The following is a 13,693-nucleotide window of genomic DNA, read 5'->3' as shown; positions in this document are numbered from 1 at the left end:
CACCCCGATTTTCCGTTGAGTCTTCGCGAAGGCCGGATGGATTCGGATGTCTGACACGGTAATCATTGAAAGCAATGCGCTGTGGGCCGCCTTCGCGTTGGGCGTCGCCGCCCTCGCGCCCGCCCTATGGTTCGTGGCTCGCTCCATCGGACGCAGCCGCACCGGAGAACCGGCCTCGCCGCCTCCTCCGCCGCCTCCTCCGCCGCCTCCTCGGCATTCGCGCGCACCACGCCGGTACGCCGCGGCAGCCGTCGTCGTGTCGGTGGCGCTGGCCGTCACGTGGGGATCGAGTTCATCACCGTGGCCGCGGATTCGGCTTCCCTGCAGTTCTCCTGGCCCGACCGGCGGGAGCTGCGGATGTCCAGCTCCCTGCCCGTGGAATCCGTACCCGAGGCTCAGCGCATGGGGAAGGAGCCGGCGACGGCGGCCGCCGTCGCGTACATGCGGCAGCATTTCCCGTGGGCCCGGGATGCCGCGGTGAAGGCCGAGCCGAGCGGCGACATGGGCGACTGGCACATCAGCTGGAAGAAGACGGCCGCCGGTGTGCTGATGCCCCTGCGTCTCGATCTCGTCGTGGACGCGCGGGGGAGGATCGCCTCCTTCTCGTCTCGCGACATCCCCGACCCGCGGCTCGCGCCCGTCCTCGTCGACGCGGCCGCCGCCCGGTCGATCGTCATGGAGGCAGCCGCCCCGGCCTCCCCGAATCTGGGCGACCCCTTCCTGGCGGCGCTTCCGGTGCACGACACGTGGCGCCCCGTGTGGAGGTTCCCCGTTCTCGGACCGGCGACCGCGGGCCGGGAAACGGCGATCGCCATGGTGGACGCGGAGACCGGCAAGGTCATGCGCGGGACTCCGGGTTCCTGAGGTTCGCCGGCGCCCGCCGAGCCGGGCCGGAACCGCCCGCTCCCCCGGGACGAGAACACCTCTTAAACTCCGCATCATGCTGCGCGTACTGGCCGTCGACGACGAGAAGCCCCTGCTCGAAGAGCTCCTCTACCTGTTGCGCTCGGACCCCCGGGTGCTCAGCGCCGAGGGCGCCTCGGACGCCACCGAGGCACTGCGCCGGATCACCCGGGCGCTGGAGAGCGGCCCGGACGGGGCCGACGTCATCGACGTGGTCTTCCTCGACATCCACATGGCGGGACTGACCGGCCTGGACATCGCCCGGCTGCTGGCCGGGTTCGCGCGGCCGCCGCTGATCGTCTTCGTCACCGCGCACGAGGGGTTCGCCGTACAGGCCTTCGACCTCAAGGCCGTGGACTACGTGCTCAAGCCCGTCCGGCCGGAGCGGCTCGCCGAGGCCGTGCGGCGGGCCTGGGAGCAGTCCGGCCGGACCGGGGAGCGGCCCACGACGGCCGCACCCGAGGCCGTGTCCGCCCCCGAGTCCCCCGGAGCCCCCGGAGCCCCCGTGGCCCCCGTGGCGGCGCTCCCCGCCGCGCGCGGCGGGGAGCGGGCCCCCGAGCGGGCCCCCGAGCGCGCGCCCGACCAGATCGCCGTCGAACTGGGCGGCGTCACCCGCTTCGTGGCGATCGCGGACATCGCCTACGTGGAGGCCCAGGGCGACTACGCCCGGCTGCACACCGACGAGGGCACCAGCCACCTGGTGCGGATCCCGCTGGCCACCCTGGAGGAGCGGTGGGCGGCCCGCGGGTTCGTCCGCATCCACCGGCGCCACCTGGTGGCCCTGGCCCGCATCGACGAACTGCGCCTGGACTCCGGGACCACCACGGTCCGCGTCGGTTCGGCCGAGCTCCAGGTGAGCCGCAGACACACACGGGAGCTGCGGGACCTGCTGATGCGCCAGGCAATGGGCTGAACCAGCCCCGATTTCGGGAAGGGGCGGGAGCGCGCCGGCCGTCCGGCGTGGCGACGGACCGTTCACCGTGCGGACAGGGGCGTACGGCGATCCACCCGGGCCGTCGGCCGCAGCGGTGGCCGGACCGGCCGCCCGCGCGGACCCCCGCGGGTATCGTGGATCTTCGGCCCTGGGAGGTGGCAGATGTCCGAAATCCAGGCGCTGCTCGGCGCGTTGACCGGACTGCCGCGCACCCGCCCGGCCGGTCCCGCCGAGGCCGAAGTGCTGCTGGCCCGGCTCCGGAGCGCGGCCGCCCGCTGGGCCGACGTCCTGTACGAGGCCCACGAGGGCGCGTACGGACATCTGCCGCCCCGGGCCGAAGCGGCCCTGACGCTGGCCTTCCGGCGCGCCGAGGAATCGTACGTGGAGCTGGAGATCGCCCTGCGGGACTGCGCGGAGCACCGCGATCCCGCCCGCTGAGCCCTATCCGGCCTGACCTGCCGGGGCCCGTCGTCGAACTCCCGTCGTCGAACTCCCGTCGTCGCCCGAAGGGCGGGCGGGCGTTTGGCGACAGGCTCGGCTCCAGAGGGCCTGTCGCCCGGTCCGGGGGCGTGCGTAGACTCCCGGAGCCCCGGCACACGGCCGGGACCCGACATCCCCGCCGGGCCGTGCCCCGCGCCCGCGCCCCAGCCGAAGGACCGCCGGTGAACCAGACGTACGCGCTGACCGCGGTCGCCGTCGTCGTCCTGGTCACGGTCCTGGTCGGCGCGCTGGGCCTGCGGATCTCCCGTACCACCTCGGACTTCTACGTGGCTTCGCGCACCGTCGGCCCGCGCCTCAACGCGGCGGCCATCGGCGGCGAGTACCTCTCGGCGGCCTCCTTCCTCGGCGTGGCCGGGCTGGTGCTGCTCCAGGGGCCGCAGATGCTCTGGTACCCGGTGGGCTACACCGCCGGGTACCTGGTGCTGCTGGTACTGGTCGCGGCCCCGCTGCGCCGCTCGGGCGCGTACACGCTGCCCGACTTCGCCGAGGCCCGGCTCGAATCGCAGGCGGTGCGCCGGATCGCGGTGCTGTTCGTGCTCGGCGTCGGCTGGCTGTACCTGCTGCCGCAACTCCAGGGCGCGGGGCTGACCCTGGAGATCCTGACCGGGGCCCCGCACTGGGTGGGCGGGGTGGTCGTCGCCTGTGTGGTGACGGCGGCGGTGGCGGCCGGCGGGATGCGGTCCATCACCTTCGTGCAGGCCTTCCAGTACTGGCTGAAGTTCACCGCCCTGCTCGTGCCCGCCTTCTTCCTGCTGGCGGCCTGGGCCGGGGACGGCGCCCCGCGCGCCTCCTTCGACGCCCCGGCGGTGTTCCGCGAGCACACCGCCGTCACCCTGGCCGAGGACGTACGGCTCTCCCTGGACGCGCCGCTGACGGTGACGGTGACCGGGCAGGTGGACGGGCGGGCGTACGCGGGGCAGTCCGTGACCCTCGGCGCCGGGCAGCATTCCGTACGGGCGCACGCGCGGCTGGAGTTCGCCCCGGACTCCGCGGTGCCGCAGGGCCGGGCGGAGGCCGGGCCCGGGGTGTCGAGCTGGTCGGAGCCGCTGTCCGGGGACCGGCCCGAGCTGCGGCTGTACGCGACGTACGGGCTGATCCTGGCCACCTTCCTCGGGACCATGGGCCTGCCGCACGTCGCGGTGCGCTTCTACACGAGCCCGAACGGCCGGGCGGCGCGGCGCACCACGCTGGTGGTGCTCGGCCTGGTCGGCGCCTTCTACCTGCTGCCGCCGGTGTACGGGGCGCTGGGCCGGATCTACGCCCCGGAGCTGGCCCTGACCGGGGAGGGGGACGCGGTGGTGCTGGTGCTGCCGGCCCGGGTGGTGGGCGGGCTCGCCGGGGAGCTGCTGGGGGCGCTGCTGGCGGGGGGCGCGTTCGCGGCGTTCCTGTCCACGGCTTCGGGACTGACGATGGCGGTGGCGGGGGTGCTGCACCAGGACGTGCTGCCCGCGCGCGGGGTACGGAGCTTCCGGGTCGCGGTGCTGGTGGCGATCCTGGTGCCGCTGGCGGGGAGCGTGGCGGTGACGGAGGTGCCGGTGGCGGACGCGGTGGGGCTGGCCTTCGCGGTGTCGGCGTCCTCGTTCTGCCCGCTGCTCGTGCTGGGCATCTGGTGGCGGGGGCTGACGCCGCCGGGGGCGGTGGCCGGGCTGGTGACGGGGGGCGGGGCGGCGCTCGGCGCGGTGCTGGCGACGCGGGCCGGGCTGGCGCCGGCGGGGTGGGTGAACACGCTGCTGGCGTGGCCGGCGGTGTGGTCGGTCCCGCTGGGCTTCCTGACGATGGTGGTGGTGTCGCTGGGCACGCGCGGGCGGATCCCGCCGGGCACGGCGGCGACGCTGGCGCGGCTGCACCTGCCGGAGGACGTGGCGGGGTCGGCGCCCGGAGGCGCGGGGGCCGGGGGCACGGCGCCCGGGGGCACGGCGCCCGGGGGCACGGTGGCCGCGTCGGCCTCCCCGGCAGACAAGGGCGGTGCGCTGTGACCGGAGCGGCAGACCGGATCGGAAGCAGTGCTCTCGTGACAGCGCGGTGCTCCCTTTGCGGAGCGGCACTCACAGGACGGGCGGTCGCAGCATGACCGGAGCACTGCTCTCCGTACTGGCCGCGGCCGGCGCCGTGTTGCTGGTGGGACTCGGGTGGGCGGCGGGGCTCCGGCAGGCCCGGCGCGGTGAGCGGGCCCTCGGCCTCGACCTCGGCACCCCCGTCGAACGGGCCACCTTCCACACCCTGCACACCGCCTCCCTCGCCGCTCCCCCGCTGCGCGCCGGCCTCACCGAGGACGCCGCCCGCAAGGCCGCCAAGCGGCTGCGCTCCCTCCTCGGCACCGAGGCCCTGTGCCTCACCGACCGCACACACGTGCTCGCCTGGGACGGCCCGGGCGCCGATCACCACGAGCGCCGTGCGATGGCCCGGGTCGCGGTGATGCTCGACTCCGGGCGCAGCCAGAGCGTGCGCACCGAGTGCGAGCGGCCCGGCTGCCCCCTCAAGTGGGCCGTGGTGGCACCGCTGACCGGCGAGGACGGGATGCTGGGCGCGCTGGTGGCCTACGGGTCGCGGGAGTCGGCGGTCCTGGTGCGGGCCGCCACCGAGGTCGCGCGCTGGGTGTCCGTACAGCTGGAGCTGTCCGAGCTGGACCGTTCGCGGACCCGGCTGATGGAGGCGGAGATCAAGGCGCTGCGCGCGCAGATCTCCCCGCACTTCATCTTCAACTCCCTGGCGGCGATCGCCTCGTTCGTGCGCACCGATCCGGAGCGGGCGCGGGACCTGCTGCTGGAGTTCGCGGACTTCACCCGCTACTCCTTCCGGCGGCACGGGGAGTTCACCACGCTGGCCGAGGAGTTGCGGTCCATCGAGCAGTACCTGGCGCTGGCCGGGGCCCGGTTCGGGGAGCGGCTCAAGCTGACCTTGCAGGTGGCGCCCGAGGTGCTGCCGGTGGCGCTGCCCTTCCTGTGCCTGCAGCCGCTGGTGGAGAACGCCGTCAAGCACGGGCTGGAGGACTCCACCGAGGAGTGCCGGATCACCATCGCGGCCCGGGACGCGGGCGCGGAGGCGCTGATCACCATCGAGGACAACGGCGTCGGCATGGATCCGTCCCTGCTGCGCCGCATCCTGGCCGGGGAACAGCCGGGCTCCTCCTCCGGCATCGGGCTGCCCAATGTGGACGAGCGGCTGCGCCAGGTCTACGGGGACGGCCACGGGCTCGTCATCGAGACGGGCGTGGGCGCGGGCATGAAGATAACGGTCCGGATTCCCAAATACCGCGCGGGTGTGCACAGTTCGGCCCCGCCTGGCCGAATTCCCCGGCGCTGACCGGCCCGCGGCCTGCCATCCTGGAGGGGGCGCGCGAACGACCGGAGGGATCGCCGACGTGCGGGTCGGGCGAGAACAACACCGCGACGAGTGCCGTGCGGCGTTACGGGCATGGGTGCGGGCAGGCGCGGAGGGCGGCGGAGCCTGCCTGCTCGTGGAAGGGGAGCCGGGTGCGGGCCGCACCTCCTTCCTGCACGAGGCGCTGGCGGACGCGGCCGCGCTCGGCTGCCGGGTCCGGTACGGGGCCGCCGAATCCCTGGGCACCGGGCTGCCGCTGCGCGCGGCGCTGGACTGCCTGCATCCGGCCGGCCCCGGGCGGGCACGGGCCCTGGCCCTGCTCCGGGAGGCCGCCCGGTCGGCCGAACCCGGCGGGGCGCTGCTGGCGGCCGTGGACCTGCTGGCCGCCGACGTGGAGGAGTGGTGCGCGCGACGGCCGCTGCTGCTGGCCCTGGACGACCTCCAGTGGGCGGATCCGGCCTCCCTGCTGCTGTGGCGCCACCTCGCGCGGGCCGCGCAGCGGCTGCCGCTGCTGCTCCTGACGGCCCGGCGGCGGCTGCCCCGGCGGCCGGAGGCGGAGGAGCTGTGCGCCTCCCTGGGCGGCGGGCCGGGCGGGCGCACGCTGCGGCTGGAGCCGCTGACCGGGGCGGAATCGGCCGCACTGGTCCGGGAGGTGCTGGGGGCGTCGCCCGGCCCCCGGCTCCGGGAGGCCGCGGGGCACGCGGGCGGCAATCCCCGGCTGCTGCGGGAGTTGCTCGCGCACTGGTCCGGCATCATCGAGGTCCACGGCGACCGCGCCGAACTCACCCTCCCCGTCCGGGACTTGCCGCCGCCCCCGGAGGCGGCGACCCGGGAACTGACCCGGCTCCCCGCGGCGGCCGTGGCCACGCTCCGGCAGGCCGCCCTGCTCGGACCGGCCTTCACGGCGCGCGAGCTGGCCCTCGTACGGACGCTCCGGGTCCGGGACCTGCTCGCGGACCTGGAGGCCCCCCTCCTGGCCGGGGTCCTGGAACCGGGCACCCTGCCCGCCGGGCTCCCGGCCGACGGCGACGCCCTGCGGTTCCGGCAGCCGGCCGTGCGCCTCGCCCTGTACGCGGAGCTGCCGCGGGCCGCCCGCAGCGCCCTCCACCAGGACGCCGCACGGGCCTTCGCCGAGGCCGGGCTCGATCCCGCCCGGACCGCGGGACAGCTGCTCGCCGGCGGGGTACTGGATCCCTGGGCGGTGCGCTGGACGGCGGAGTCGGCGCAGGCCCTGATCGCGGTGGCACCCGAAGCCGCGGCGGCCCTGCTGGCCCGGGCCGTGGAACAGAGCACGGAACAGGGCCCGGTACAGAACCCGGGACAACCCGGGAACCAGCCCACGGGGTGGGCACCGGAACAGGACACGGAACGGACCGCGGGGCGGACCCCGGCGCAGGACACGGAACGAACCGCGGGGCGGACCCCGGCGCACGGTACGGGGCCGGTCCGGCGACAGGGCGAGGACCGGTTCGCCGACCGGACCGGGGGTGCGTACCACGAGGCCCTGGAGGACGGGCTCGCCGATGCCGCGCTGATGCTGCGGCGACCCGAGTCCGTGGAACTGCTCCGCACCCTGCGCCGGCGGGCGCGGGATCCCGAGCGGCGGGCCGCGCTCGCCTTCAAGCTGGTGTCGGCGCTGATGATCCAGGGTGACATGGCCCGCTCCCTGGAGGTCACCGAGGAAGCCCTGACCGAAGCGGCACATGCCGAGGCCGCACCCGCCGGGGCGGTACCGGCCGAGGCGATACGAGCCGAGGCGACACCCGCCGGGGAAGCACCCGCCGAGGCGGTACCGGCCGATGCGGCACGGGCCGAGGCGACACCCGCCGGGGCGGTGCCGGCCGAGGCCGCACCCGCCCGGGCGGTACCGGTCGGGGACGCACCCGCCGAGGCCGCAGCCGTCGGGGCCGTGCCCGTCGGTGACGCGGGCGGCGCGGGCATGCGGTTGCGGCTGGAGGCGTGTCGGGTGCTGGCGCTGGCCGATCTGCGCCGGCCCGAGGAGGCGTACGCGCTCGCCGGGCCGCTGGTCGCCCGGGCACGACTGCTCGGCGACCCGCTCTGCGGCGCGGAGGCCGAACACGCCATGTCCTTCGCACTGTTCCACCTGAACCGGGGCCGGGAGTCGCTGCGCCACGTCGCGGCCGGGATCGCGCACGCCCGCCGCAGCCCGGCCGCGAACGACATGCGGCTGCTGCTGCTCGCCAACCAGGCCGAGGGCCACCTGCGGTGCGGCGAACCGCACGCCGCCGCGGCGGCGCTGCGCGAGGCCCGGCAGCTGGCGGCCCGGACCGGTTCGACGGGCCGGCTCGTGGTGACGGAGGCCCTGCTGGCCGATCTGCGCTACCGGTTCGGCGACTGGGACGCCGCGTTGGCCGGCCTCGCCCGGGCACGGCGCATGCCCGTCTCGGACGTCTGGCTGCCGGTGCTGACCCGCGGGCTGCGCGCCCTGATCCTGGGCCACCGGGGCGAACAGGATTCGGCCCGGGCGGAGTTGGCCGCGCTCGGCCCGGACGCGTACGAGCCGCCCGCGGCCCGCCGGCACACCGCGCACGTGCTGCTGGCCCGCGCCCTGCTGGCGGAGCGCGACGGGAGCCCCCGCGAGGCGCTGGAGGCGCTGCTGCCCGCGCTGGAGGACGGGGTGGACGAGGCGGTGGCCTTCGACCGTCCCTGGGCGCTGTCGGAGGCCGTCCGGCTCGCGCTGGAGGACCGGGACACCGGTACGGCCCGGTCGGCGCTGGCCGCCTGCGCCCGCACGGCGGCGGCCCTGCCGGATCAGCCGGGTCCGGCGCTGGCGCTGCTGCGCTCCCGCGGGCTGTTCGCGCAGGACCCGGAGCTGCTGGAGCGGGCGGCGGCGCTGGCGGGCGGCGGGCTGGTGGCGGGCCAGACCCTGGAGGACCTGGCGGTGGCCCGGGCCTGGCGCGGGGACCTGCCGGGCGCGCGGTCGGCGCTGACCGGCGCGGTGGCCTCGTACGAGCTCCTCGGCGCCCGGTGGGACATCGCGCGGGCCGACGCGCGGCTGCGGAGCCTGGGGGTGCGGCGGGGCAGCCGGGCGGCCCGGCGGCGGCCGGCGCGGGGGTGGGAGGCGCTGACTCCGGCGGAGCTGAAGGTGGCGCTGCTGGTCGCGCGGGGCCGGACGAACCCGGAGATCGCCTCGGCGCTCTTCCTGTCCCGCCGGACCGTCCAGACCCACGTCTCGCACATCCTGGCGAAGCTTGAGGTCCGCTCACGCGCGGAGGTGGCCGTCATCGTAGCCGGGCAGGAGGGCGCGCAGGGCCCGCAGGGCGTAGTACGTACGGGACCTGACCGTCCCGGCGGGTATTCCGAGCGCCTCCGCGGCCTCGCAGACGCTGGCCCCGCGGAAGTAGATGTGGAGGAGGACGGCCCGGTGATCGGGGCTGAGTGAGCGCAGGGCTTCGCGGACGTCGAGGACGGCGACGGAGCGCTCGGTGCGGTCCTCGTCGGCAGGCGACTGGTCGAGCCCGTCGGGCCCGACCTCGGCGGGACGCGACAGGCGGGCCCGGCGGGCGTCGATGGCCACGCGGCGGGCGACGGTGTACAGCCAGGGCCGCATGGACGCGTGGGCGCCGTTCTCCAGGGCTTCCGGGTTCTTCCAGGCGCGGAAGAGGGTCTCCTGGACGAGGTCCTCGGCCCGGTGGCGGTCACCGAACGTGAGCCCGAGGAGGAATCCGTGGAGAGCCTTGCCGTGCTCCCGCTCCAGCCGGGCGAGGGCGTACGCGTCGGTGCGGCGGCGGGGGACCGTGACGATGCCGGAGGTCGCGAACATGGGCGACATGGGCTGCCCCTTCCGGGTCGGGGTGCGGGTCGGAATGCGCGTCGGGATGCTCGTCGGGATGCGGTGGGATGCGGTGGGATGCGGTGGGATACACCGAGCGTGCCCGACCGCGCGCGCGGAGTTATCCGCCGCCTGACGTATCCCGCCGCACCCTGCGCCCACCGGTCGTCCCCCGTCGGTGAACGGTCGTCCCCGGGGCGCGGCGGGGGGCGCGGCGGCGGGCGGGGCGGAACGCGAACGGCCCCGCTCACCGTCCGGGTGGACGGCGGCGGGGCCGCGGCAGGGGTGGAGGGGCGAGAGGGACGGGTGCCGGAACGGGGGCTCAGTCCTCGGACGGGTCCAGCACCACGAAGTCGGCGTTCGCCGGGTCGAGGCAGACGGCCAGCCGGCCCACGCCCTTGGCGTCCGCGGGCCCCATCTGCACGCTGCCCCCGTGCCCGGTGACCTCGGCGACCGCCGCGTCACAGTCGGTGACGTGGAAGACCGGGTGCCAGTACGGCCGCCCGCCCGCCACCGCGAGGTCCTCAGCGGAGAGTTCCATGAGCCCGCCCTGCATGCTCCCCTCGGGCTGCCCGGCGGGGGTGATGAGGGTGTACGTGCCCTCGCCGCCCGGCATCGGCATATCGCTGAACCGCCAGCCGAAGACGCTCCCGTAGAACTCCCGGGCGGCCGTGGCGTCACTCGTGTACAGCTCGGTCCAGGACAGCGATCCCGGCTGATCCACGAGGTCGACGCCCTTGTTGTCCCCGGGCTGCCAGACGGCGAACTGACCGCCCAGCGGGTCGCTGAACTGCGCCATCGTGCCCCACGCGTCGAGCTTCCTCGGCTCGACCCGGACGGTGCCGCCGGCGTCCCGGACGGCGCGGGTGGTGGCCTCGGCGTCGGGGACGCTGTAGTAGATCATCCAGGCGGATCGGGCGCCCTCCTCGGTGAGCTTGCCCAGCCCGGCGACGATCTTTCCGTCCTTCCGGAACATGCCGCCTTCCATGCCCTCCCCCTCGCCCTCGCCCTCGCCCATGGACTCGAAGTCCCACCCGAGGACGGCTCCGTAGAAGGCCGTGGCCGCGGGGACGTCGGGGGCGCCGAGGTCGAGCCAGCAGGGGGAGCCGGGGACGAAGTCAGTAGTGATCATGACGACTGCCTTTCGCGGATCGGGGTACGACCAGCGTGGCATCCGGCACCCGCCCCCGCCCGTCGGTCCACGGGCGGAGGCGGGTGCCGTTACGGCGCTCCGGCACTACGGCACTCCGGCGCTACGCCGCTACGGCCGTACGTCCCCGAAGGCCCGGCGGGCGAAGTGGGTCAGCGCGTGCTCCTCGCGCAGTTCCCGCAGCCGCTGGAGGGCCGGGGCTCCGTAGATGCGCTCCAGCAGGTCCGTGTCGAAGTCGTGGGTGCCGTAGAGGTACGGACGGCCGCCCGCCTCGGCGCAGGCCTCCAGCAGTTCCCGCAGGACGCGCCTGGTCTCCGAGATCCCGCGGGCATCGGCCGCCGCGGCCGCCGTGAAGATGCCGATCAGGTACTGGACCGGCGCGTCGACCACGGGTGCCAGGACGAAGGGCGTGGCCGGTTCGGGGCGCCGGATCACCAGGAAGTACAGGGCGACCAGGGTCTCGGAGAGCGGATACTCGTCGAGCATGCCCTCCACCTTCTTCGTGAAGAGCCCGAAGCCCTCCTCGTCGAAGATGTGGTCCACCCACATGTTCGCGTGGGAGTCCTCTTCGAGCAGGTGGTGGAGGTGCTTCGCGGTTTCGCCGTGGCTGAAGAGCATGTAGTCCGGAACCAGGAACTCCCGCTCCGGGTCCGCGGGCGCGGGTGCGTCGTCGGTGAGCGATACGTGCGAGTACCAGGCGGCCCGGTCGTACATGCCGAAGTAGCTCGACACCCACGGTTCCCGCACGTCCTTCATCATGAATTCCGTGAGGTCGGCGAGGCCGGTGTGCTCGACCCTGGCCGCACGGGTGACGGGCTGGTACGGAACCGTCTTCAGGATCACCTTCTTGATGAACCCCACCTGTCCCAGGCCGCCGAGGGCGTACCGGAACAGCTCGGGGTTCTCCCGGTCGGAGCACCGGCGCGAGCGGCCCGTTCCGTCCACGAGCTCGATCTCGTGCACCTGGTCGCTCTGGATCCCGGAACGGCAGGAGGCGAGGCCGAAGCCTCCGATGGAGAGGTTCCCGCCCACGGTGATGTTCAGGTAGCTGGGGAGGACGGGGTTGGAGCGGCCGTGGCGGTTGAGCCACTTCTCCAGTTCGAGCCAGGTGATCCCGCTCGGGACTTCCACGAGGTGGCCGTTCCCGACGAACCGCGGAGTCGCCTCGGGGCGGTAGTTGTCGATGACCACCCCGGGGGACAGCGTCTGGCCGTTGGTCGAGCGCCCCGCTCCCCGGACGGTCATGTCCCGGCCCGCCGCGGCCGCCTCCCGCATCGCCTGCGCCACGGTGTCGCCCTCGTCCTCCCGCACCACCGCCTCGGGAGGAACGACGGAAGTCCGCCCGAAGTCCCGGCTGAATGTGTCCACCTGTCTTCACCTTTCCACGGCCTGGGGCAGCGCGACGCGTCGTCGGCGGTCGACAGTGTGGGCCGGGTCGCTAGCGCAGCACTCGGACGGGCTGCGGACAGCACTGCGCCGGGGCCCCCAAGGGGACCCCGGCGCAGTGGTGAGGAGTGTCGGCTCCAGGAGGAGTGACCGGCCCCAGAAGGAGCGACCGGCTCCAGGAGGAGCGACTAGCTCCAGCTGGCGTGCAGCGGCTTGCCCTCGGCGTAGCCCGCCGCGGACTGGATGCCGACGACGGCCTTCTCCTCGAACTCCGCGAGGGAGGCCGCACCGGCGTAGGTGCAGGAGGAGCGGACGCCCGCGATGATCGAGTCGATCAGGTCCTCGACGCCCGGACGGGCCGGGTCCAGGAACATCCGCGAGGTGGAGATGCCCTCCTCGAAGAGACCCTTGCGGGCCCGGTCGTAGGAGGACTCCTCCGAGGTGCGGTTCTGGACCGCGCGCGCGGAGGCCATGCCGAAGGACTCCTTGTACAGGCGGCCGTCGGCCGACTGCTGCAGGTCGCCCGGGGACTCGTACGTACCGGCGAACCAGGAGCCGATCATGACGTTGGACGCACCGGCGGCCAGCGCCATCGCCACGTCGCGCGGGTGACGGACGCCGCCGTCGGCCCAGACGTGCTTGCCGTGCTTCTTCGCCTCGGCCGCGCACTCCAGGACCGCGGAGAACTGCGGGCGGCCCACACCGGTCATCATGCGGGTGGTGCACATGGCGCCGGGGCCCACACCGACCTTGATGATGTCGGCGCCGGCGTCGATCAGGTCCTTGACGCCCTCGGCGGCGACGATGTTGCCGGCCACGATCGGGACCTGCGGGTCAAGGGCGCGGACGGCCTTGATCGCGCTGATCATCGATTCCTGGTGGCCGTGCGCGGTGTCGATGACGAGCGTGTCGACGCCCGCGTCGAGCAGCTGCTTGGCCTTCGACACGAAGTCCCCGTTGATGCCGACGGCGGCGGCGATGCGCAGCTTGCCGTTGGCGTCGGTGGCGGGGGTGTACAGGGTCGCGCGCAGCGCGGCCTTGCGGGTGAGGATGCCGACGAGCCTGCCGTCCTTGTCGACTGCCGGGGCCAGCTTGCGGTGGCCGGCGTCGAGCTTGGTGAAGGCCTCGCGGGGGTCGATGTCGGCGTCGATGAGCAGGAGCTCCTTCGACATGACCTCGGAGAGCTGGGTGAAGCGGTCCACGCCGGTCAGGTCGTGGTCGGTGACGACGCCCACCGGGCGGCCGTCCGCGTCGACGACGACGCCGGCGCCGTGCGCGCGCTTGGGCAGCAGGGACAGCGCGTCGGCGACGGTCTGGGTGGGAGCCAGCGTGATCGGGGTGTCGAGCACGAGGTGGCGGGTCTTCACCCAGGAGATCACGTCGGTGACGACGTCGATCGGGATGTCCTGCGGGATGACGACGATGCCGCCGCGGCGGGCGACCGTCTCGGCCATCCGGCGGCCGGCGATGGCGGTCATGTTGGCCACGACCAGCGGAATGGTGGTGCCGGTGCCGTCAGGCGCGGAAAGGTCGACGCCCTGGCGGGAACCGACCGCGGAACGGCTCGGCACCATGAATACGTCGTCGTACGTCAGGTCGTACGGCGGCTTCAGGTCATTGAGAAAACGCACGTGCTGAACATCCCAGTCGTTCGGAGGTGACCCCGACAGGGCAGTCGAGGAACGCACGTACTTCATTCTCACAC

The 13,693-nt window shown here is 74.4% G+C and carries 9 protein-coding genes and 1 pseudogene; 6 read left to right on the top strand and 4 right to left on the bottom strand.

Going from position 1 to position 13,693, the window contains the following annotated elements; translation table 11 throughout:
* Positions 1 to 279: 279 nt before the first annotated feature.
* The 6 genes and pseudogenes from ACIQV3_RS22175 to ACIQV3_RS22150 form a co-directional block, all read left to right on the top strand.
* A complete protein-coding gene (locus ACIQV3_RS22175) occupies positions 280 to 864 on the top strand; it encodes a hypothetical protein (protein ID WP_403714254.1) in 585 nt (194 codons plus the stop codon).
* Between the two features lie 76 nt (positions 865 to 940).
* Positions 941 to 1,816: a LytR/AlgR family response regulator transcription factor gene (locus tag ACIQV3_RS22170; RefSeq protein ID WP_403714252.1), complete on the top strand. Its 876-nt coding sequence runs from the start codon at positions 941 to 943 to the stop codon at positions 1,814 to 1,816.
* Positions 1,817 to 1,999: 183 nt separating this feature from the next.
* Positions 2,000 to 2,275, top strand: a complete 276-nt coding sequence (locus ACIQV3_RS22165) for a hypothetical protein (protein ID WP_403714250.1) — start codon at positions 2,000 to 2,002, stop codon at positions 2,273 to 2,275.
* Between the two features lie 224 nt (positions 2,276 to 2,499).
* Positions 2,500 to 4,314 carry a cation acetate symporter gene (locus ACIQV3_RS22160; RefSeq protein ID WP_403714248.1) on the top strand — a complete coding sequence of 605 codons (1,815 nt, stop codon included), beginning with the start codon at positions 2,500 to 2,502 and terminating at the stop codon, positions 4,312 to 4,314.
* Positions 4,315 to 4,405: 91 nt separating this feature from the next.
* The gene (locus tag ACIQV3_RS22155) at positions 4,406 to 5,641 is read left to right on the top strand and encodes a histidine kinase (protein WP_403714246.1); all 1,236 of its coding nucleotides are present in this window, start codon (positions 4,406 to 4,408) and stop codon (positions 5,639 to 5,641) included.
* Positions 5,598 to 8,846 (top strand): annotated as a pseudogene (locus ACIQV3_RS22150) (AAA family ATPase); the annotation flags it as partial. The gene ACIQV3_RS22155 and the pseudogene ACIQV3_RS22150, both read left to right, overlap by 44 nt.
* A gap of 36 nt (positions 8,847 to 8,882) precedes the next feature.
* Here the strand turns inward: ACIQV3_RS22150 and ACIQV3_RS22145 are convergent.
* The 4 genes from ACIQV3_RS22145 to ACIQV3_RS22130 all read right to left on the bottom strand — a co-directional run bounded on the left by ACIQV3_RS22145 (position 8,883) and on the right by ACIQV3_RS22130 (position 13,619).
* Positions 8,883 to 9,443: a sigma-70 family RNA polymerase sigma factor gene (locus ACIQV3_RS22145; protein ID WP_403714600.1), complete on the bottom strand. Its 561-nt coding sequence runs from the start codon at positions 9,441 to 9,443 to the stop codon at positions 8,883 to 8,885.
* Between the two features lie 331 nt (positions 9,444 to 9,774).
* Positions 9,775 to 10,584: a VOC family protein gene (locus tag ACIQV3_RS22140; protein ID WP_403714244.1), complete on the bottom strand. Its 810-nt coding sequence runs from the start codon at positions 10,582 to 10,584 to the stop codon at positions 9,775 to 9,777.
* A 129-nt stretch (positions 10,585 to 10,713) separates the two neighbouring features.
* Positions 10,714 to 11,970 (bottom strand): FAD-binding protein, encoded by a 1,257-nt coding sequence (locus ACIQV3_RS22135; RefSeq protein ID WP_403714242.1) that lies wholly within the window; start codon positions 11,968 to 11,970, stop codon positions 10,714 to 10,716.
* A gap of 206 nt (positions 11,971 to 12,176) precedes the next feature.
* Complete coding sequence (locus ACIQV3_RS22130; RefSeq protein WP_327307760.1) at positions 12,177 to 13,619, bottom strand: GuaB1 family IMP dehydrogenase-related protein; 1,443 nt, start codon at positions 13,617 to 13,619, stop codon at positions 12,177 to 12,179.
* Between the last annotated feature and the right edge of the window lie 74 nt (positions 13,620 to 13,693).

Source organism: Streptomyces sp. NPDC099050, from assembly GCF_044759865.1.
Classification (GTDB): Bacteria; Actinomycetota; Actinomycetes; order Streptomycetales; family Streptomycetaceae; genus Streptomyces.
The sequence above is the reverse complement of the archived record's forward strand: the minus strand, read 5'-3'. Positions and strand labels throughout refer to the sequence as shown.

Bases quoted from the DNA above. Each gene is read 5' to 3' on its own strand.
- ACIQV3_RS22170 (WP_403714252.1), top strand. From the start codon at position 941: ATGCTGCGCGTACTGGCCGTCGACGACGAGAAGCCCCTGCTCGAAGAG.
- ACIQV3_RS22165 (WP_403714250.1), top strand. From the start codon at position 2,000: ATGTCCGAAATCCAGGCGCTGCTCGGCGCGTTGACCGGACTGCCGCGC.
- ACIQV3_RS22155 (WP_403714246.1), top strand. From the start codon at position 4,406: ATGACCGGAGCACTGCTCTCCGTACTGGCCGCGGCCGGCGCCGTGTTG.
- ACIQV3_RS22145 (WP_403714600.1), bottom strand. From the start codon at position 9,443: ATGTTCGCGACCTCCGGCATCGTCACGGTCCCCCGCCGCCGCACCGAC.
- ACIQV3_RS22140 (WP_403714244.1), bottom strand. From the start codon at position 10,584: ATGATCACTACTGACTTCGTCCCCGGCTCCCCCTGCTGGCTCGACCTC.